Genomic DNA, 20,058 nt, shown 5'->3' on the forward strand with positions numbered 1-20,058 from the left:
CATGGCCGCGCGCGGGGCATGGCAGTCCGGCGCGAGGGATCTTCGCACTTCGGGCAAAATAGCACGGTCGTTCTATTTTGACCGTGCATGTCCAGTCCCTCGAACTCGCCGCAATCTCCCGTGCCTTCGGCGCCAGGGCGCGCAGCGCCCGATCCAGCGGCGCGCGCGGGCCGCGCCCTGCAAAAAGGCCGGCAGACCAAGGCCGCGATCGTCGATGCGGCGCTCGGGCTTGCGACGCACATCGGACTCGAGGGCCTCTCCGTGGGGGCGCTGGCCGAGCGCATGGGCATGAGCAAGTCGGGCGTGTTTGCGCACTTCGGCTCGCGCGAGGAATTGCAGATCTCGGTGATCCGCGAATACCACGCGCGCTTCGAGCAAGAGGTGTTCTACCCCGCCTTGCAGGCCCCGCGCGGCGTGGCGCGCCTGCGCGCGCTGTTCGAGCGCTGGATGGCGCGCACCTCGGTCGAGATCGACTCGGGCTGCCTCTACATCAGCGGCGCGGTCGAGTTCGACGACCGGCCGGGCCCGGTGCGCGACGCGCTCGCGTCTTCGGTATGCACCTGGCACGCGGCCTTGAAGCGCGCGATTGTGCTGTGCAAGGAGTGCGGCGAACTGCGCGCCGACACGGACGAGGAGCAGATGCTGTTCGAAATCCACGGCCTGATCCTCGCGCTGCACTACGAGGCACGCTTTTTACAAACGCCCGGCTCGCTCGCACGCGCGCTCACGGGCTTTGACCACATCCTGCAGCGTTATGGTGCAAAAGTGCCGCCAACGCAGGTTTTACCTTCACCCTCCACTCCCAAGGAATGAGCACCATGCCCCGCTACACCCCGCCCCTGCGCGACATTGAATTCGTTTTGCATGAAGTGTTCGGCCTGAGCGACGAGCTCAAGGCCATGCCGACCTACGCCGATTTCGACGCAGCCACGCTGCGCGCCGTGCTCGAAGAAGGTGGCAAGTTCGCCGCCGAGGTGCTCTTTCCGCTCAACATGAGCGGTGACACCGAGGGCTGCACGCTCGACCCAGCGACGCACGCCGTGCGCACGCCGACCGGCTTCAAGGAGGCTTACGCGCAGTACGTGGCCGGCGGCTGGCCTGCGCTGTCGTGCGATCCGGCTTACGGCGGCCAAGGGCTGCCCATGGTCATCAACCAGTGCTTTTACGAAATGCTCAACGCCGCGAACCAGGCCTGGACCATGTACCCCGGCCTCTCGCACGGCGCCTACGAATGCCTGCACACGCACGGCACGCCCGAGCAAAAGCGGTTGTACCTGCCGCGCCTCACGAGCGGGCACTGGACGGCCACCATGTGCCTGACCGAGCCGCACTGCGGCACCGACCTGGGCCTGCTCAAGACGCGCGCCGAGCCGCAGCCCGATGGCAGCTACAAGCTCACCGGCACCAAGATTTTCATCAGCGCGGGCGAGCACGACCTGGCGGAAAACATCGTGCACCTGGTGCTCGCGCGCCTGCCCGACGCACCTGCGGGCAGCAAGGGCATCAGCCTGTTCGTCGTGCCCAAATTTCTGCCGCAGGCGGACGGCAGCCTGGGCGCGCGCAGCGCGATCTACTGTGGCGGCCTGGAACACAAAATGGGCATACGCGCGAGCGCCACCTGCCAGATGGTGCTCGACGGCGCCACAGGCAGCCTGGTGGGCGAGCCGCACAAGGGGCTGGCCGCGATGTTCGTGATGATGAACGCCGCGCGCCTGGGCGTGGGCGTGCAGTCGCTGGGCCTGACCGAGGTGGCCTACCAGAACGCGCTGGCCTACGCCAAGGAGCGCCTGCAGATGCGCAGCCTCTCGGGCCCCAAGGCCAAGGACGAGCCCGCCGACCCCATCATCGTGCACCCCGACGTGCGCCGCATGCTGCTCACGGCCAAAGCCTGGGCCGAGGGCGGACGCGCGCTTGCGATCTACTGCGCGCTGCTCGTGGACAAAGAGCTGCACCACCCCGACGAGAAAGTGCGCGCCGAAAGCGCCGAACTCGTCGCGCTGCTCACGCCCATCGCCAAGGCCTTCCTCACCGACAACGGCTACCAGGCCGCCACGCTGTGCCAGCAGGTCTTCGGCGGGCACGGCTACATCAAGGAGTGGGGCATGGAGCAGTTCGTGCGCGATGCGCGCATCAACATGATCTACGAGGGCACGAACGGCGTCCAGGCGCTCGACCTGCTCGGCCGCAAGGTGCTCGCCAACCAGGGCGCGACGCTGCGCAAGTTCGGCAAGCTCGTGGCCGCGCTGGCGCAGCAGGAGGCCGCGAACCCGCAAATGGCCGAATTCATCCAGCCGCTGGCCGGCCTGGGCGAAAAGATGACCCAGTTCACGACCGAAATCGGCATGAAAGCCATGCAGAACCCCGAAGAGGTGGGCGCTGCCGCGACCGACTACCTGCGCGTGGCCGGCCACCTGGTGTTCGGCTACCTGTTCGCGCGCATGGCGCAGGTTGCGCTGCGCCAGATCGCCGCGGGCCATGCCGAGCCGTTTTACCGCGCCAAGCTGCAGACGGCGCGCTTTTATTTCGCGCGCCTCTTCCCCGAAACCGCCGCGCTCATGCGCAGCGCGCGCTCGGGCAGCCAGGTGCTGATGGACACTGACCTCGCGCTGGCCGGGTGATGTGGAGTGATTTTGGCTTCTGCGCCTTTACCATAAGGCGTAAGCAGCTCTCTTTTAGAGAGCGCAAAGCCGATGCCGCGTGCGGCACTCGCGCATTGCGTAGATACTCGGCCTCCATCCCCTATTGCCCCTCCACACCGATCGAGGAGACCCGTTTTGACGACCCCCACTCCCGCCACACCACACCCCTTCGACGAAGCCATGGCCTTCACGCCCTGCGACGCCCCCGCAGGCTGGCCCGGCCATGCGGGCACGCGCTACTGGCAGGGCCGCACGCACCCCGGCTACGCGAACATGGTCGGGCCTTATGGCGGCATCACCGCTGCGCAGGCGCTCAACGCCGTGATGCTGCACCCTGAGCGCCTGGGCGAGCCGCTCGCCCTCACCGTGAACTATGCCGGCCCGCTGGCCGACGGCCCCTTCATCGCCACGGCCACGCCGCTGCGCACCAACCGCTCCACGCAGCACTGGAGCGTGGCGCTGCTGCAGACCGACGCGAGCGGTGCGCTCGCCGTCACCACCACGGCCACGGCCGTGACCGCGGCGCGGCGCGAAACCTGGAGCGTGAGCGACACGCCCGCGCCCCCCGTGCCGCGCCCGCACGAGGTGTTGGCCGAAGCACGCGGCGGCGTGCCCATGGAGTGGCGCAACCGCTACGAAATGCGCGCGATCGTCGGCGACTTTCCGCGCGAGTGGGACGACAGCCACAGCCACAGCAGCCTCAGCCAGCTATGGATGCGCGACGCGCCGCCGCGACCGCTGGACTTCTGCGCGCTCGCGGCGCTGTGCGACCTGTTCTTTCCGCGCCTGTTTTTGCGCCGCGCGCGCCGCGTGCCCATAGGCACGGTGTCCATGACGGCGTATTTCCACGCTGGCAGCACCGAGCTTGCCGCCACCGGCGCCGGCTACCTGCTCGGCCAGGCGCAGGCGCAGGAATTCCGCAACGGCTTTTTTGACCAGACTGCACAGGTGTGGAACGAAGCCGGCACCATGCTCGCGACCACGCACCAAGTGGTCTATTACAAAGAATAAGGCCCGGACGCAGTCCCGGACGACACGCACTTCCCCCCATCCTTTGAGAACCCCCATGAGCTCCAGCAACCAGGACATCCTCGTGCACACCGAAGCCGGTGTGTGCACCATCACCTTCCACCGCGTGGACAAGAAAAACTCCTTCACCGCGGCCATGTACGCCACGCTGGCTGCAGCGCTCGCCGCGGCCGAAGCCGACCCGCAGGTGCGCGTGCTCGTGTTCCAGGGCGACGCGACGGTGTTCAGCGCGGGCAACGACATCGCCGACTTTCTCGAACGCCCGCCCCTGGACCAGAATGCGCCGGTTTTCCAGGTGCTGCGCGGCCTCGCGACCTTCTCCAAGCCCATGATCGCCGCCGTCTGCGGCCCGGCCGTGGGCCTGGGCACGACCATGCTCTTTCATTGCGACCTGGTCTATGCGGGCGACAACGCAGTGTTTTCCATGCCTTTCGTGAACCTCGGCCTGTGCCCCGAGGCCGGCTCCAGCCTGCTCGCGCCGCAAATTCTCGGCTACCACCGTGCGGCCGAGGCGCTGCTGTTCGGCGAGCCCTTCCTGGCCGAAGCCGCGCTCGAAGCCGGCCTGGTCAACCGCGTCGTGCCGCCCACCGAATGCAACGCGCTGGCGCAGGCGCAAGCGAAAAAGCTCGCGGCCAAGCCCTTGAGCTCCCTCATCGAGACCAAGCGCCTGCTCAAAAAAGGCCAAACCCCCGCCGTGCTCGAGCGCATCGCCGAAGAGGCCGAAACCTTCGGCCGCCTGCTCACCGCCCCCGCCGCGCGCGAAGCCTTCACCGCGTTCCTCGAAAAGCGCCGTCCGGACTTCAGCAAGGTCTGAAGTCCTCCCCGCGAGGGGCGGTAAAGAGTCAAGAGGCGCGCCCCGCGTAAAGGCGCTCTGTGTGCTGCCGCAAGGCTTGCAAGCGCATGCAACGCCTGAGGGTTTTGCTTACGGCTTTTGCGCATTGCCGCAGGCCTGCAAGGGGGAGCAGGTCCTACGATGAAGGTTCTTTTTCAAGGAGAACCGATGGCCGTGCAATCCCCCTTCTTCGGCAAGCGTGAGCCCGATGCGTTTGCTTCGCGCCACAGCGCAAGCACCGCTGCGGGTCTGGGCGCCACCTCTGCCGCGGCGGCACCCACAACTGCCAGCGCGCAAGCCGCCAAACCTGCTCCCGACAGCCAAGGCAGCAAGCTCATCGTCGGGCCGAACATCAAGCTCAAAGGGGTCGAAATCACCGATTGCGACACCCTGGTGGTCGAGGGCATGGTCGAAGCCACCATGGACTCGCGCGTGATCCATATCGCTGCCGAGGGCGCTTTCCGCGGCTCGGCAGAAATCGACATCGCCGAGATTTTTGGCGAATTCGACGGCACCCTGACAGTGCGCCAAAAGCTCGTGATCCACCAGTCCGGCAAGGTGCGCGGCAAGATCCGCTACGGCAAGCTGGTGGTCGAAGAAGGCGGCCAGCTTTCGGGCGAGATCGCCGTGGGCGTGGGCCCCACGCAAAACACGGCGAAAAAGGGTGCCGACGGAGCGGCAGCTTCGGGGCCGGCCGTGCCGCTCGCGGCTTAGGAGCCCGTCGGGCTTGGGTGCGCTCAGGCCGCCACGTGCCTGCGCACCACAGGGCGCGGGCGGCCTGCATCGTCTATGGCCACGTAGGTGAGCCGCGCCTGCGTGACTTTCACATAATTTCCCTGCTTGGCGAGCTGTTCGGCATAGACCTCGACTTCCACGGTGATCGAGGTATGGCCTACGTGCGCGATGCTCGCAAAAAAAGAGAGTACGTCGCCCACGCGCACCGGCTGCTTGAAGATGAATTCGTTCACCGCCACGGTCGCCATGCGGCCTTGCGCATGGCGTGCGGGCAGCACCGATCCGGCTAGGTCCACCTGCGACATCACCCAGCCGCCGAAGATGTCGCCATTGGCGTTGCAGTCGGCCGGCATGGGGATGACCTTGAGCACGAGCTCCTTGTCGGTGGGCAGCGTGGCGGGAGGGGGCGTCGTGGTGGTAGCGGTGGCGGCAGTGGTGGACATGGGCACAATCTCCGGATTTGCTTTGGATTGTCCCCCATGCGCCGCCACGGTGAATCTGCTCCCTCCCTTCCTGTCGCGCCAGCCTCGGCACATTCCGACTGGGCCACGCTGCGCCGGCTGCTGCCGTATCTGTGGCACTACAAGTGGCGCGTGCTCGCGGCGATCGCGTTCATGGTCGGCGCCAAGCTCGCCAACGTGGGCGTGCCGGTGCTGCTCAAGGCGCTCGTGGATGCGCTCAACGTGCGCCCCGGCGATCCAGCGGCGCTGCTCGTCGTGCCCCTGGGGCTGCTGCTTGCCTACGGCGGGCTGCGGCTGTGCACCTCACTCTTCACCGAGCTGCGCGAGCTGGTGTTTGCCAAAGCCACGCAGGGCGCGGCGCGCAGCATCGCGCTGCAGACCTTCCGCCACCTGCACGCGCTGAGCCTGCGCTTTCACCTGGAGCGCCAGACCGGCGGCATGTCGCGCGACATCGAGCGCGGCGTGCGTGCGCTCGAGTCGCTGGTCTCGTTCACGCTGTTCAACATCATCGCCACGCTCGTCGAGGTGCTGCTCGTGCTGGGCGTGCTCGCCGTGAAGTTCGATGCGGGCTTTGCCTGGATCACGCTTGCGGCGCTGCTGCTTTATATCGTCTTCACGGTGCGCGTGACCGAGTGGCGCACGCAGTTTCGCCGCCAGGCGAACGAATCCGACTCCGCCGCGCACACCAAGGCCGTCGATGCGCTGCTGAATTACGAAACCGTCAAATACTTCAACAACGAGGAGTTCGAGGCGCGCCGCTACGACGAGAGCCTGGAGCGTTTGCGCCGCGCGCGCCTCAAGAGCCAGAGCACGCTGTCGCTGCTCAACACGGGCCAGCAGCTCATCATCGCCACGGCGCTCGTGGTGATGCTCTGGCGTGCCACGCAGGGCGTGGTCGCGGGGCGCATGACGCTGGGCGACCTGGTGATGGTCAACGGCTTCATGATCCAGCTCTACATCCCGCTGAACTTCCTCGGCGTGATCTACCGTGAGATCAAGCAGGGCCTGACCGACGTGGACCGCATGTTCGCGCTCATGGACCGACCGCAGGAAGTCGCCGACGCGCCCGGTGCGCCGCCGCTCGCGGGGCTCGAGCGGCCGGTGGTGCGCTTCGAGGACGTGCACTTTGCCTACGAGCCCGAGCGGCCCATTCTGCGCGGCCTGAGCTTCGAGATTCCGGCGGGCCAGACGGTGGCCGTGGTTGGCCCCTCGGGCGCGGGCAAATCGACGCTCGCGCGGCTGCTGTTTCGCTTTTACGACGTGCAGCAGGGGCGCATCACCATCGCGGGGCAGGACATCCGCAGCGTCACGCAAGAGAGCCTGCGCCGCGCCCTGGGCATCGTGCCGCAGGACACGGTGCTGTTCAACGACACCATCGCCTACAACATCGCCTACGGCCGCCCGGGCGCGAGCCAGGCCGAGGTCGAGGCAGCCGCGCGCGCCGCGCACATCCACGACTTCATCGCCTCCACGCCCAAGGGCTACGCCACGCTGGTGGGCGAGCGCGGGCTCAAGCTCTCGGGCGGCGAAAAGCAGCGCGTGGCGATCGCGCGCACGCTGCTCAAGAACCCGCCGATTTTGATCTTCGACGAGGCCACCTCGGCGCTCGACTCGGCCAACGAGCGCGCGATCCAGGCCGAGTTGCGCAGCGCCGCGCAGGGCAAGACCACGCTGCTGATCGCGCACCGCCTCTCCACCGTGGTCGATGCGCACGAAATCCTCGTGCTCGAAGCCGGCCGCATCGTCGAGCGCGGCACGCACGCCGCCTTGCTCGCGCAAGGCGGCACCTACGCGCGCATGTGGGCGCTGCAGCAAAGCGGCGAGGGGGCGCTCATGGCGTAAGTAGGGGCTGGCATAGCGCTGCCCCTGCGTGCGGCGTGCGGCGTGCGCTCGCGGAGTCACCCTCATCTTGCGATCTTGCGCGCGATCCTCTAGACTTGTGCTTCAAGTAGCACAAGTCAAGGAGCCTTCGCAATGCGGGTGGTGAATTTTTCCGAGGCGCGCAACGGCCTCAAAAACGTGATCGATCAAGCCATAGACGATGCCGACTACACGGTGATCGTGCGCCGCGATGCGCCCGATGCGGTGCTGATGTCGCTCGACACCTTCAACAGCCTCATGGAAACGGTGCACCTGCTGAAGTCGCCTGCCAACGCGGCGCATCTGGCGCGCTCGATCGCCCAATACCACCAAGGTCAGGTCACGCAACAAGGCCTGGTCGATGCCGATTGAGCAAACGCTCAGCAAACTGACCTGGACGCTCGCGGCCTGGGAGGATTACACCTACTGGCAGCTCCAGGATCGCAAAACCCTCCGGCGCATCAACGCTTTGATCAAGGACTGCTTGCGTCATCCTTTCGAAGGCATAGGCAAGCCCGAGCCCCTGAAAGAAAACCTCGCGGGCTTTTGGTCGCGCCGTATCGACGACACCCACAGGCTGGTGTATTGCGTGGACGCGCAGGCGTTGGTCGTGATTGCCTGCCGCTACCACTACCAGCAGGGCTGAGAGACTGAGACTGGACTTACGCAAACTAGTGTAGTGTTCGACGCTATCTGCGACATAAAACCGCGTCTTTTCGGCCCGGGCTGCGTTGCAAATCCTCGCGATACCACCCGGTATCGCTGCGGTTTGCGCCTTGCCCAGACCAAAAATCCATCGGTTTTATTTGTCGCATCAAGCATCAAACACTACACTAGGATGCAGCGAGGTGTTTTGCCATGGGGCGAACCCTTGCCTCACCCCGATTTGCGTAAGTCGTGTGAGAGTTTCTCGGCCGCGGCCGTGCTGCTCGCGATAATGCCCCGATGGAAACCAAGTGGCTCGAAGACTTCGTCAGCCTGGCTGATACGCGCAGCTTCAGCCGTTCGGCGCAGCTGCGGCATGTGACGCAGCCGGCGTTTTCGCGCCGCATCCAGGCGCTCGAGGCCTGGGCTGGCACCGACCTCGTCGATCGCAGCGCCTACCCGCTGCGCCTCACGCCCGCGGGCCAGAAGCTGTACGCGCAGGCGCTCGAATGGCTGCAGGCGCTGCAGGGCACGCGCACCATGCTGCGCGCGCAGGCTGCGGCGGGGCAGGACGTGATCGCGTTCGCGGTGCCGCACACGCTGGCTTTTACGTTTTTCCCGGCCTGGGTGTCGCGCCTGCACGCCGAATTCGGCCCGTTCAGGAGCCGCCTCGCGGCACTCAACGTGCACGATGCGGTGCTGCGCCTCGTCGAAGGCGGCTGCGACCTGCTGATTGCCTACCACCACCCGGCGCTGCCGTTCCAGCTCGACGCCGACCGCTACGAGATGGTGCAGCTCGGCGAGGAATTGCTTGCGCCCTACAGCAAGCCAGACGCCAAAGGGCGACCGCTCTTTGGCCTGCCCGCGCGCGCGGGCCAGTCATCGCGGCTGCTGCCTTTTCTCGGCTATGCGCACGGCGCCTACCTCGGGCATTTGGCCGAGCTGCTGCTCAAGCAGGCGGGCCTCGCGGGCCAGCTCGAGCGCGTCTATGAAACCGACATGGCCGAGGGCCTCAAAGCCATGGCGCTCGAAGGGCACGGGCTGGCCTTTTTGCCCCACAGTGCAGTGCGCGAAGAACTGCGCGCCCAGCGGCTCGTGAGCGCGCTGCCCGCCGACGCGCAGGCGGGCGAGGCGCTGCAGCTGCGCCTGTCCGTGCGCGCCTACCGCGCCAGGCCCGCGGGCAAGGACGCCGAACAAAGCCGTGCGCAGGCGCTGTGGAGCCATTTGCAGGCCTACGAGGCGAGTGGGGCGGAGTGAAGGCGGGCAGGACAGCGCGAACCGCCAAAGCGGACAACGGCCGCATGGTGCCGCCATTGCCTTCGTGTGTTCGGTAGGTTCCTGGGGGTACTGGCGCCGCATCCCAGGCAAAGTTTCTCAGCGGTACGACCGATAGACCGTGCCCGTTCCGTCCAGTCCAATCAACAGTACCTCGTAGGCGTCTTTGCGTCCACCATAGGCCGGGCCATCCATGCCGGGCGACCCGACTGGCATGCCCGGCGCCGCGAGGCCGAGGGCCCGGGGGGCTTCGCGCAGCAGGCGCTGGATGTCCGCGGCGGGCACATGGCCCTCTATGGCATAGCCGCCGATCAGTGCCGTGTGGCACGAGCCGTATTTCTGCGGAATGCCCAGCCGCGCGCGCGCTGCCGCGTTGCCGGTGTCTGATGCCTGCACCTCGAAGCCGGCTGCTTGCAGGTGCGCGATCCAGTCCTTGCAGCATCCGCAACTGGGGTCCTTCCACACCTGGGCCAGTGGCCGGCTCCGCGCGATGCCCGGTCCCGCCAGTGCCATGGTGAGCGCAGCCGCGAGCAGTGTGCGGCGCCGCGGCAGGTTTGCCGGTTTGCTGTCATCAGCTTGGTGCATGGTTTGTCTTTCCTTTCCTATGAGCCTGCGCCCTAAAACCAGAATCGAACGCCGGCGAGCCAGCGCGTTTGCTGTGCGCGCGCACCTTCGGCGCGCAGGTAGTCTGCGCTGCGCCCGAAGCTACCGGTGCGTTCCACGCCGAGGTAAGGGGCGAATTGGCGGTTGAATTCGTAGCGCAGGCGCAGCCCGAGGGTGGCGTGGGACAGGCCGCTGCCGATGGCGCGCGCCGGATCGTTCTTGCCGTACAGCTGCGCCTCGGCGCGCGGCTGCAGGATGAGCTTTTGCGTCAGCAGCAGCTCGTAGCTCGTCGCCAGGCGTAGCGCGCTGCGCCCGCCGTCGCCCAGGTAGGCGGTGGCCTCGACGTGGAACCAGTACGGCGCCAGCCCCTGGACGCCAAAGGCCAGCCAGCCGCGGTCGGGGCCGGTGCCTGCGTCGTAACGCACGCCCAGCTCGGTGTCCCAGTAGGGGGTGATGGCGTGGCCCCAGAGCAGCTCGGTGCGCGCGTCGTGCAGTGTGCCGCCGGCCACCTCGCCCTCGGCCTTGAGCACGGCTTTGTCGAAGTCGCGCCCGTACCATGCCTGCAGGTCGTAGGCGGTGGCATTGCCACCGCCGCGCGTGTGGACGCGCTCCAGGCGGTCGAGCATCAGCGCACCGAAGCGGTGCTCGTCGGCCAGGCGGAGTGCGGGAACGCCGGGGATGGCATAGATGCCCGCGCCCCGCACCAGCCCATCCGAATAGGCGTTGGGGTCGCGGGCATCGAGGGGGGCAGAGTTGCCTTGACCGTCAGCGTCGCCATGCGCCATGGGGGCCATGACATCGGTGGCAGGCTGGGCCGTGTCTGGCCGGGTGGGGGTGTGATTGTGGCTGGGGCTGGGGCTGGGGCTGGGGCTGGGGAGGAACTCGTCGTGCCCCGTGTGCAGAGGCGCGGTGGCGGCCGGTGGCGCGGCGTCGGCGGCGCTGCCATGCTGGTGCGCCGCATGGTCTTGCGTTGGGCCGCTGGACGACTGGGCTTGCGCGGGGAGCGCCGCGCAGGCCGCCAGTGCCAGGGTGAGGATGGTGAGATGTGTCTTTTTCATGGTCGATGCGCTTTGGGTCAGGACACCACGACCTCGCGGAACATGCCCGCGTCCATGTGGAACATCAGGTGGCAGTGCCAGACCCAGCGCCCCAGCGCGTCGGCTGTGACGCGCACACTGACGCGCTGGGCCGGCTGCACCGGCAGCGTGTGGCGGCGCGCCAGAAAGCGCCCGTCGGGGCTTTCCAGCTCGCTCCACATGCCGTGCAGGTGCATGGGGTGCGTCATCATCGTGTCGTTGTGCAGGATCACGCGCAGCCGCTCGCCATGCCGCAAGTGCAGGGGCCGGGAGTCGCCGAAGCCGAGCCCGTCGATCGACCAGGTGTAGCGCTCCATGTTGCCGGTCAGGTGCAATTCGATCTCGCGTCCCGGGCCGCGTGCATCGAGCGGGCCGCCCGGCGTGTGCAGGTCGGCCAGCGTGAGCACGCGCCGGCCGTTGTTGCGCAGCCCGACGCCGGGGTCGTCGAGCGCGGTGCGCGGCAGGTCCACACGCATGTCGGTGCCCGGGCCATATTCGGTACGGGCATGGCGCACCGTGGTGCCGGGCCGCGCGAGGGCGCCGGCAGCAGCCGTGTCCGGCATTGCATGTTCGTGCTCTGCATGTTGGCCGTGCTCCGTGCCGTGCGCGTGCTGCAGGGCGGGCGTAGCGCCGTGGTCGGTCGTGCCTGTGGAGCCGTGCGCCATCCCCATCATGTCGGCCATCGAAAGCCACTGAGGCTCGTCGAGGGCCGGCACGGGGGCGCTCAGGCCGGTGCGCACGGCCAGCGTGCCGCGTGCATAGCCCGTGCGGTCCATGGACTGCGCGAACACGGTGTAGGCGTCATCGCGCGGCTCGACCAGCACGTCGCAGGTCTCGCCGGGGCCGAAGCGAAATTCGTCCACCGTGACCGGCTCCACATCGACCCCATCGACCTGTACGACCTTGAGCTTGAGACCAGGGATGCGCACGTCGTAAAAAGTGTGGCCGGCGCCGTTGATGAAGCGCAGCCGCACGCGCTCGCCGGGACGAAACAGGCCGGTCCAGTTGCCCGCGGGCGTGCTGCCGTTGCACAGGTAAGTCAAGGTTTGTGCAGACAGGTCGGCCAGGTCGGTGGGGCTCATGCGCATCTGGTTCCACATGCGGCGCTTGTCGAGCGCCGCCGCGAACCCGTCATGCGAGGCGTCGCGAAAAAAGTCCGCCGCAGTGGGGCGGTGGGGGTTGTAGTAATCGCTCGCGGTTTTGAGCTTCATGAAGACACGCATCGGGTCTTCGTCCGTCCAGTCCGACAGCAGCACGACATGGTCGCGGTCTGCGCGCAGGGTCTGCGGCCCGGCGGGGTCGATGATGATGGCCCCATACAGCCCTGTCAGTTCCTGGAAGCCGGAATGCGAGTGGTACCAGTAGGTGCCGCTTTGCCGCACCTTGAAGCGGTAGGTGAAGGTCTCGCCCGGCGCGATTCCCGCAAAGCTCACGCCCGGCACGCCGTCCATCTGGTAGGGCAGGAGGATGCCGTGCCAGTGGATGGAGCTGGTCTCGCGCAGCTGGTTGGTGACCCGGATGGTCACTGTCTCGCCCTCGCGCCAGCGCAGCGTGGGCCCGGGCAGCATGCCGTTGACGGTGGTCGCCACGCCCGGTTTGCCGGTGAAATTCACGGGCGACTCGGCGAGCACCAGGTCGAACGTGTTGCCCTGCAGAACCTCGGTGCTTGCACCCGCTGCGGAAAGTGGCTGGGCCGAGGCGCTCAGCGGGGGCAGCGCAAAGTTCGTCAGCACCCCGCCCGCGGCCAACCCCTGGACGAACCGTCGCCGCGATGGGTTTGCCAAGGCAAAGGGAAACGGCGAAGGGCGTGGCATGGCGGTGGAATCTTTCGTGGGGTGATGCAAAAAATGTCCGATGGGCCATGAGGTGGCGCTGCGCACCTGCGCGGCACTGGTCCATCGCGGGCGATGATTTTGGCTGCGGCTTCATCGTCCTTGGCACGGCCATGGGATTTCCGGCACTCACCGGGCCGCCTTGCCATCCTCGGGCGTACGCATCGTGCAGTGGCGCGCGTGTGCGAAAAACGGTGCGAGAATCGCCTTTCCACCACTTGTTACCGTGTCGGGCGGCGCAGGGGCTGCTCCATGGAATTTCTCACAAGGAGATTGCGATGCAAAAACGTTCTTTTGCCAAGGCCGCCCTCGCGGCGCTGGTGTTTGCGGCCCTTGGAAGCCTTGGCAGCCAGGGCGCTTTGGCGCAGACCAGCGATACGCTGGCCAAAATCAAGTCCACGGGCAGCGTGACCCTGGGCGTGCGCGAGTCCTCGGGCCTGTCGTACACGCTGGGCAACGGCAAGTACGTGGGCTTTCACACCGAAATGGGCGAGCGCATCCTGGCCGACATCCGCAAGCAGCTGGGTCTGTCCACGCTCGAGGTCAAGTACCAGCCCGTGACCTCGCAAAACCGCATCCCGCTCGTGACCAACGGCACGGTCGACCTGGAGTGCGGCTCGACCACGAACAACCGCGCGCGCCAGAAAGACGTGGCCTTTGCCGTCACCACCTACGTCGAAGAGGTGCGCATGGCCGTCAAGGCGAATTCGGGCATCCAGTCGATCAAGGACTTGAACGGCAAGGCCGTGGCCACGACCACGGGCACGACCTCGGTGCAGACGCTGCGCAAGCACGAGCGCGCCGGCGGCATCGACTTCAAGGAGGTCTATGGCAAGGACCACGCCGACAGCTTTTTGCTGCTCGAATCGGGCCGCGCCGACGCCTTCGTGATGGACGGCTCCATCCTCGCCGCCAACATCGCCAAGTCCAAGAACCCGCAGGACTTCAAGATCGTGGGCGAGGTGCTTTCGGTCGAGCCCATCGCGTGCATGATGCGCAAGGACGACCCGGCGTTCAAGAAGGCGGTCGATGACAGCATCAAGCGCCAGATTGCCGATGGCTCGCTGGCCAAGCTGTACGACAAGTGGTTCCTGCAGCCCATCCCGCCGACCAACACCAAGATCGGCCTGCCCTTGTCCGAGGCCACCAAGGAAGCCTGGGCGCATCCGAACGACAAGCCCATGGAAGACTACGTGCTGAAGAAGTAAGCACGTCGTCTGCGCCGCCCCTTGCCAACCTGGGTTGCAAGGGGCTTTTTTGTGCGGCCTGTGCCGCACCCTGCCCATGAGGAGGGCTTATGCGCTGGGAATGGCAGGTGTTTTGCCAGGACACGCTGGATCAAGAACCCGTGCCCGGCTGCTTCGGCCACGGCGGCAGCGTGACCTATCTGGACTGGATGTTGTCGGCCTGGGGCTGGACGGTGACGGTGTCGCTGCTGGCCTTGCTGCTCGCGCTGGTGCTGGGCACCGTGATCGGCACGCTGCGCACGCTGCAGGGGCATCCGCTCGTGGTGCGCCTGGGCAACGCCTGGGTCGAGCTGTTTCGCAACATTCCGCTGCTCGTGCAGATTTTCGTCTGGTACCACGTGGTGCCTGCGCTCGTGCCTGCGCTCAAGGGCGTGCCGGGCTTCGTGCTCGTGGTGCTGGGCCTGGGCTTTTTCACCTCGGCGCGCGTGGCCGAGCAGGTGCGCGCGGGCATAGAGGCGCTGCCGCGCGGGCAGCGCTACGCGGCCCAGGCGCTGGGCCTGACGCCCTGGCAGGCCTATCGCTACGTGCTGCTGCCGCAGGCATTTCGCATCGTCATCCCGCCGCTCACGAGCGAGGCGATGAACGTGTTCAAGAATTCGTCGGTGGCCTTTGCCGTGTCGGTGGCCGAGCTCACCATGTTCGCCATGCAGGCGCAGGAGGAAACCTCGCGCGGCGTCGAGATTTATCTGGCCGTGACGGCGCTGTACGTGCTGTCGGCCTTTGCCATCAACCGCGCCATGGCGCTCATCGAAAAACGCCTGCGCGTGCCCGGGCTCGTGGCGCCCGGGGCTTTGGGTGGCGGTGTCAGCGGCGGTGTGGGTGGCGGCGGCGCGGGCGGGGGGCATTGAGCATGCAGCTCGATTTTTCCTTCTTCAACTGGGCGCTGGTCTCCAACTTCCTGCTCAAGGGGCTGTATTTCAGCCTGCTGCTCACGCTGGTGGCCACCGTGGGCGGCGTGGTGCTGGGCACGCTGCTCGCGCTCATGCGCCTGTCGGGCCTCGCTTGGCTGGCCTGGCCAGCGACGATCTACGTCAATGGCATGCGCAGCATTCCGCTCGTGATGGTGATTTTGTGGTTCTTTCTGCTCGTGCCTGCGCTCATCGGCCGGCCGATCGGCGCCGAGTGGTCGGCCGTGATCACCTTCGTGGCGTTCGAGGCTGCGTACTTCAGCGAGATCATGCGCGCCGGCATCCAGTCGGTGCCGCGCGGCCAGGTGCTCGCGGGGCAGGCGCTGGGCATGCGCTACGCCCAGCTGATGCAGCTCGTGGTGCTGCCGCAGGCCTTTCGCAACATGCTGCCGCTGCTGCTCACGCAGACCATCATCCTGTTTCAGGACACCTCGCTGGTTTATGCGATCGGCGCCTATGACCTGCTCAAGGGTTTCGAGATCGCGGGCAAGAATTTCGGTCGCCCGATCGAGAGCTACCTGGCCGCGGCCGTGGTCTATTTCGTGCTGTGCTACGCGCTGTCGTGGCTGGTCAAGCGCCTGCACCAGAAAATCGCCATCGTGCGCTGAGCGCCGCCGTTCCGAAAGCATTCCATGCAAGCCATGATCGAACTCAAAAACGTCTCCAAGTGGTACGGCCCCGTGCAGGTGCTGACCGACTGCTCCACCGCCATCCACAAGGGCGAGGTGGTGGTGGTGTGCGGCCCCTCGGGCTCGGGCAAGTCCACGCTGATCAAGACCATCAACGCGCTCGAGCCTTTCCAGAAGGGCGAGATCTACGTCGATGGCGTACCCGTGCACGACCCCAAGACCGACCTGCCGCGCCTGCGCAGCCGCGTGGGCATGGTGTTCCAGCACTTCGAGCTGTTTCCGCACCTCTCGGTGACGGACAACCTCACGCTCGCGCAGGTCAAGGTGCTTGGGCGCAGCCCTGACGAGGCCTTGCGGCGCGGCCTCAAGATGCTCGAGCGCGTGGGCCTCGGCGCGCACAAGGACAAGTTCCCCGGCCAGCTCTCGGGCGGCCAGCAGCAGCGCGTGGCGATTGCGCGTGCGCTCAGCATGGACCCGATCGTGATGCTGTTCGACGAGCCCACCTCGGCGCTGGACCCTGAAATGGTCGGCGAGGTGCTCGACGTGATGATGGGCCTTGCGCACGAAGGCATGACCATGATGGTCGTGACGCACGAAATGGGCTTTGCACGCAAGGTCAGCAGCCGCGTGATCTTCATGGACGTGGGCGGCCGTATTCTGGAAGACTGCAGCAAGGACGATTTCTTCGACCACCCCGAGGCACGCCAGCCGCGTACCAAGGAGTTTTTGGACAAGATCCTGCAGCACTGAGGCGATGCAGGCATTTTTTGCAAGGAAAAAGCCTGTTTGCGCTTATTTGGTCTGCATGAGCAGCTTCATAAAAAAGAGCAGATCAGCTTAGTCGATCACGTCGGCAAACAGCTGCTCTGGCGGCAGCTCCAGGCCTACGCTCGCGAGCACCACCGTTTCGTCGCGAGCGAAAGGGTGCAGCACCCACAGGCCCTCGGCGCTTTTGCGAAAGCAGTCGGTGCTGCGCGTGTCCAGGTCTATGAGCGCGTATTCCTCGAGGCTCTCGAGGCGCCGGTAGTGGCTGAACTTCACGCCGCGGTCGTAGGCGGCGGTGCTTGGCGAGAGCACTTCGACGAGCAGCTTGGGCTCGGCTTTGACCAGCGGGCTCGCGAGGTCGCGGGCGCTGCAAGTCACCATCACATCGGGGTAAAAGTAGCAGTTGGCCGCCGCCACATGCAGGCGCATCTCGCTCATGTAGGTGCGACACGGGCTGCCGCGCAGGTGTTGGCGCAGCGCAAAGGCGAGGTTCATGCTGACCGTCACGTGCCGGTCTTCGGCGCCGGCCATGGCGAACACTTCGCCATCGAGGTATTCATGGCGCTCGGGCTGCTCGGCCTCCCAGGCGAGGTAGTCCTGCGGCGTGAAAACGGGTTTTTCTGCGGCTTGGCCCATGGCAACTCCCCGGTTGGTAGGTAGGGCATATTACCGGCAAACAATACGGGTGCGACGCCGATCAATGATTTCAAGCGTTTATGGCCTTCTGCCAAGGCATATCAAGCGCTGGAAGCTATGAATAAAGAAGCGTCTGCACCGATGGGACAATCGCCGCCATGAACACCGCAGCCACCACCCTGACCCTCACCCGCCCCGACGACTGGCACCTGCACGTGCGCGACGGGGCCGCACTGCAGACCGTGGTGCCGCACACGGCGGCGCAGTTCGGGCGCGCGATCATCATGCCCAATCTGCGCCCGCCCGTGACCACGACGGCGCAGGCGCTCGCCTACCGGCAGCGCATCCTTGCCGCCGTGCCTGCGGGCCTGCACTTCGAGCCGCTCATGACGCTGTACCTCACCGACCAGCTCGCGCCTGCGGAGGTCGAGCGTGCGCACGCGGCCGGTGTGGTGGCAGTCAAGCTCTACCCAGCGGGCGCCACGACCAACAGCGATGCGGGTGTGACCGATCTGCGCAAAACCTACCCCACGCTCGAAGCCATGCAACGCCTGGGCATGCCGCTGCTGGTGCACGGCGAGGTCACCGACCCCGCGGTGGACCTGTTCGACCGCGAGGCCGTGTTCATCGACACGCGCCTGATCCCGCTGCGGCGCGACTTCCCCGCGCTCAAGATCGTCTTCGAGCACATCACCACGCGCGAGGCCGCGCAGTACGTGGCCGGCAGCGACGCCTATACGGCCGCGACGATCACCGCGCACCACCTGCTGTTCAACCGCAACGCGATCTTCCAGGGCGGCATTCGCCCACATTACTACTGCCTGCCCGTGCTCAAGCGCGAGGTGCACCGCCAGGCGCTCGTGCAGGCGGCCGCGAGTGGCAGTCCCAAGTTTTTCCTCGGCACCGACAGCGCCCCGCACCCTGCGCACCTGAAGGAGCACGCCACGGGCTGCGCGGGCTGCTACACCGCGCACGCCGCGCTCGAGATGTACGCCGAAGCCTTCGACGCGGCCGGCGCGCTCGACAAGCTCGAAGCCTTTGCGAGCGTGCACGGCCCGGCCTTTTACGGCCTGCCGCGCAACCCGGGGCAGGTGACGCTGCGCCGCGAAAGCTGGACGCCGCCCGAGCGCTTTGCCTTCGGCGAGGGCGAACTCAAGCCGCTGCGCGCGGGCGAGGCGTTGCCCTGGCGCCTGGTGGGAAACGGGGCATAGGAAACAGAGACAGCAGGCATCCCCGCGTTGTGACAGAATCCGCGCGCATTCATTTTCGGAGCACACATCTTCATGGAAAGTCCCAGTTGTAGGCCATTCATTGGCACACCACGGGCAGGTGTCACGACCGGGTAATTCGCGGTTGCTACCCTGCCCCCGCGGCGGGTAGTGAAACGCGGGCGGCCGGGAAAGGCCGCTCTTTCGCTTCCCAAAAACCAACGAAAACAAGTTAGGAGCTCGGGCCCATACAGGTGTCCGAGCCGGGAAGTCATGCGCCAAATGCCTTATCTGCGCCGCTCGGCGCTCGTTTCCATGGCGGCTACCTGCGGCTGCGCGTTGTTCACAGGCAAAGCGCTGGCGGCACAGGATGCGGCCGGCGAATCCTGGAACGCCAAGTTCCAACTGACCTACATCTGGCAGGCCAAAAACACCTTTGCAGCGGCATATTCGGGGCCGAACAGCCTTTCGCCCGCACACGAAAAAAGCTACTCTTTTACGAGCACTGCGTTTCTGGGCCTGCGCGCGTGGGAGGGCGGCGAGGTGTACCTCGATCCGGAGGTCGTGCAGGAAGAGCCATTGAGCAATCTGACCGGTTTGGGTGGATTCACCAATGGCGAGATGGCGCGCGGCGCTTCGCCCACTCTCAAATTCAACGTGGCGCGCTTTTTTCTGCGCCAGACCTGGGGCGCGGATGGTGCGCGCACCACCGTCGAATCCGGACAAAACCAGCTCGCAGGCACGGGCGCTGCGCGCCGCTGGGTGTTCACGCTGGGCAAGCTGGCCGCGACGGACATTTTCGACGCCAACGGCTATAGCCACGATCCGCGCACGCAATTCATGAATTGGTCGCTGATGGCGAACGGCGCCTATGACTACCCGGCGGATGCGCGTGGCTACACCTGGGGCGCCGCGCTGGAGTGGTACCACGACGACTGGGCCGTGCGCGCAGGGCGCTTCATGCAACCCAAAGACCCCAACGGCCAGCCCATAGATACGCGCATCTTTGACCACTACGGCGACCAGATCGAAGTCGAGCATGCCCACGAAGTCGCCGGCCACCCGGGCAAATTGCGTCTGCTCGTCTTCCGCGGCCGCGCAAAGATGTCGCGCTTTCAGGAGGCGCTGGACTTCGGCGCGGCCACGGGTGCAGTGCCAAGCCTCGATGCGGTGCGTCGGCGTGCGCAGGCAAAAACCGGCTTCGGGGTGAACGTCGAGCAAGACGTTGCGCCGGGCGTGGGGATTTTCGCCCGTGCCAGCCGCTCCGACGGCAAGACCGAAACCTACGCCTTTACCGAGACAGACAACACCGTCTCGGGCGGTGTGCTCGTGCAGGGCCACGCCTGGGGGCGGGCGCAGGATGCCGTGGGCGTGGCGGCCGTGCGCAACGGCATCTCCGGCCAGCGGCAGGCCTACCTGGCCCACGGTGGCATCAGCGCCTTCATTGGTGACGGCGGCCTGAATTACCGCCCCGAAAAGATCACCGAGGTCTATTACAACTGGGCCGCTATGCAGCACGCCTGGCTGACCTTTGACTGGCAGCATGTCGAACATCCTGCCTACAACGCTGACCGCGGCCCGGTGAACTTTTTTGCCGTTCGACTGCACTCAGAGTTTTGACGCGCACAACGCAGACACCACGGCTGCCGCTGACGGCAGATTTCGGCGCGGCCGCAGG

20 protein-coding genes are annotated in these 20,058 nt (G+C 66.3%); 15 read left to right on the top strand and 5 right to left on the bottom strand.

The features are described 5' to 3' along the window. Nucleotides 1-87 precede the first annotated feature (87 nt). The 5 genes from PYV55_RS02730 (at nucleotide 88) to PYV55_RS02750 (ending at nucleotide 5,214) form a co-directional block, all read left to right on the top strand. Nucleotides 88-813, top strand: a complete 726-nt coding sequence (locus PYV55_RS02730) for a TetR/AcrR family transcriptional regulator (protein ID WP_275849027.1) — start codon at nucleotides 88-90, stop codon at nucleotides 811-813. A 5-nt stretch (nucleotides 814-818) separates the two neighbouring features. After that, nucleotides 819-2,618 (top strand): acyl-CoA dehydrogenase C-terminal domain-containing protein, encoded by a 1,800-nt coding sequence (locus PYV55_RS02735; protein ID WP_275849029.1) that lies wholly within the window; start codon nucleotides 819-821, stop codon nucleotides 2,616-2,618. 156 nt (nucleotides 2,619-2,774) lie between these two features. Then, a complete protein-coding gene (locus PYV55_RS02740; protein WP_407066755.1) occupies nucleotides 2,775-3,650 on the top strand; it encodes an acyl-CoA thioesterase in 876 nt (291 codons plus the stop codon). Nucleotides 3,651-3,705: 55 nt separating this feature from the next. Next, entirely contained in the window at nucleotides 3,706-4,482 is a 777-nt protein-coding gene (locus tag PYV55_RS02745; RefSeq protein WP_275849031.1) for an enoyl-CoA hydratase, read from the top strand. A gap of 186 nt (nucleotides 4,483-4,668) precedes the next feature. Beyond that, the gene (locus PYV55_RS02750) at nucleotides 4,669-5,214 is read left to right on the top strand and encodes a bactofilin family protein (protein ID WP_275849033.1); all 546 of its coding nucleotides are present in this window, start codon (nucleotides 4,669-4,671) and stop codon (nucleotides 5,212-5,214) included. Between the two features lie 23 nt (nucleotides 5,215-5,237). Here PYV55_RS02750 and PYV55_RS02755 read toward each other — a convergent pair whose 3' ends face one another. After that, nucleotides 5,238-5,678, bottom strand: a complete 441-nt coding sequence (locus PYV55_RS02755) for an acyl-CoA thioesterase (protein WP_275849035.1) — start codon at nucleotides 5,676-5,678, stop codon at nucleotides 5,238-5,240. A gap of 36 nt (nucleotides 5,679-5,714) precedes the next feature. Here PYV55_RS02755 and PYV55_RS02760 point away from each other — a divergent pair, with 36 nt between their 5' ends. The 4 genes from PYV55_RS02760 (at nucleotide 5,715) to PYV55_RS02775 (ending at nucleotide 9,458) form a co-directional block, all read left to right on the top strand. Continuing rightward, nucleotides 5,715-7,538 carry an ABCB family ABC transporter ATP-binding protein/permease gene (locus tag PYV55_RS02760; protein ID WP_275849037.1) on the top strand — a complete coding sequence of 608 codons (1,824 nt, stop codon included), beginning with the start codon at nucleotides 5,715-5,717 and terminating at the stop codon, nucleotides 7,536-7,538. Nucleotides 7,539-7,670: 132 nt separating this feature from the next. Next, nucleotides 7,671-7,928, top strand: a complete 258-nt coding sequence (locus PYV55_RS02765; RefSeq protein ID WP_275849039.1) for a type II toxin-antitoxin system Phd/YefM family antitoxin — start codon at nucleotides 7,671-7,673, stop codon at nucleotides 7,926-7,928. Next, nucleotides 7,918-8,202: a Txe/YoeB family addiction module toxin gene (locus tag PYV55_RS02770; protein WP_275849040.1), complete on the top strand. Its 285-nt coding sequence runs from the start codon at nucleotides 7,918-7,920 to the stop codon at nucleotides 8,200-8,202. The genes PYV55_RS02765 and PYV55_RS02770 overlap by 11 nt, the downstream gene beginning before the upstream one ends. 299 nt (nucleotides 8,203-8,501) lie before the next feature. Continuing rightward, a complete protein-coding gene (locus PYV55_RS02775) occupies nucleotides 8,502-9,458 on the top strand; it encodes a LysR family transcriptional regulator (protein WP_275849042.1) in 957 nt (318 codons plus the stop codon). A gap of 117 nt (nucleotides 9,459-9,575) precedes the next feature. Here PYV55_RS02775 and PYV55_RS02780 read toward each other — a convergent pair whose 3' ends face one another. The 3 genes from PYV55_RS02780 to PYV55_RS02790 are packed head-to-tail and all read right to left on the bottom strand — an operon-like array spanning nucleotide 9,576 to nucleotide 12,969. After that, the gene (locus PYV55_RS02780) at nucleotides 9,576-10,061 is read right to left on the bottom strand and encodes a DUF411 domain-containing protein (RefSeq protein WP_275849044.1); all 486 of its coding nucleotides are present in this window, start codon (nucleotides 10,059-10,061) and stop codon (nucleotides 9,576-9,578) included. A gap of 32 nt (nucleotides 10,062-10,093) precedes the next feature. Next, nucleotides 10,094-11,137 (bottom strand): copper resistance protein B, encoded by a 1,044-nt coding sequence (locus tag PYV55_RS02785; protein ID WP_275849045.1) that lies wholly within the window; start codon nucleotides 11,135-11,137, stop codon nucleotides 10,094-10,096. A 17-nt stretch (nucleotides 11,138-11,154) separates the two neighbouring features. Then, entirely contained in the window at nucleotides 11,155-12,969 is a 1,815-nt protein-coding gene (locus PYV55_RS02790; RefSeq protein WP_275849047.1) for a copper resistance system multicopper oxidase, read from the bottom strand. Between the two features lie 296 nt (nucleotides 12,970-13,265). On the opposite strand from PYV55_RS02790, the gene PYV55_RS02795 reads away from it, so the two are divergent. The 4 genes from PYV55_RS02795 (at nucleotide 13,266) to PYV55_RS02810 (ending at nucleotide 16,521) form a co-directional block, all read left to right on the top strand. Next, nucleotides 13,266-14,195 carry an amino acid ABC transporter substrate-binding protein gene (locus PYV55_RS02795; RefSeq protein WP_275849048.1) on the top strand — a complete coding sequence of 310 codons (930 nt, stop codon included), beginning with the start codon at nucleotides 13,266-13,268 and terminating at the stop codon, nucleotides 14,193-14,195. Nucleotides 14,196-14,284: 89 nt separating this feature from the next. Beyond that, nucleotides 14,285-15,082: an amino acid ABC transporter permease gene (locus tag PYV55_RS02800; RefSeq protein WP_275849051.1), complete on the top strand. Its 798-nt coding sequence runs from the start codon at nucleotides 14,285-14,287 to the stop codon at nucleotides 15,080-15,082. Between the two features lie 2 nt (nucleotides 15,083-15,084). Beyond that, on the top strand, nucleotides 15,085-15,750 hold the full coding sequence (locus PYV55_RS02805; RefSeq protein ID WP_275849052.1) for an amino acid ABC transporter permease: 666 nt from the start codon (nucleotides 15,085-15,087) through the stop codon (nucleotides 15,748-15,750). Nucleotides 15,751-15,783: 33 nt separating this feature from the next. After that, nucleotides 15,784-16,521: an amino acid ABC transporter ATP-binding protein gene (locus PYV55_RS02810; RefSeq protein ID WP_275849161.1), complete on the top strand. Its 738-nt coding sequence runs from the start codon at nucleotides 15,784-15,786 to the stop codon at nucleotides 16,519-16,521. An 87-nt stretch (nucleotides 16,522-16,608) separates the two neighbouring features. On the opposite strand, the gene PYV55_RS02815 is transcribed toward PYV55_RS02810, so the two are convergent. Next, nucleotides 16,609-17,172, bottom strand: a complete 564-nt coding sequence (locus tag PYV55_RS02815; RefSeq protein ID WP_275849054.1) for a Uma2 family endonuclease — start codon at nucleotides 17,170-17,172, stop codon at nucleotides 16,609-16,611. Between the two features lie 158 nt (nucleotides 17,173-17,330). On the opposite strand from PYV55_RS02815, the gene pyrC reads away from it, so the two are divergent. After that, entirely contained in the window at nucleotides 17,331-18,383 is a 1,053-nt protein-coding gene (gene pyrC, locus PYV55_RS02820) for a dihydroorotase (RefSeq protein WP_275849056.1), read from the top strand. Between the two features lie 270 nt (nucleotides 18,384-18,653). Beyond that, nucleotides 18,654-20,000 (top strand): carbohydrate porin, encoded by a 1,347-nt coding sequence (locus tag PYV55_RS02825; protein WP_275849058.1) that lies wholly within the window; start codon nucleotides 18,654-18,656, stop codon nucleotides 19,998-20,000. Nucleotides 20,001-20,058 lie beyond the last annotated feature (58 nt).

Origin of the sequence: Extensimonas soli, assembly GCF_029211265.1 — a bacterium.
GTDB lineage: Bacteria > Pseudomonadota > Gammaproteobacteria > Burkholderiales > Burkholderiaceae_C > Extensimonas > Extensimonas soli.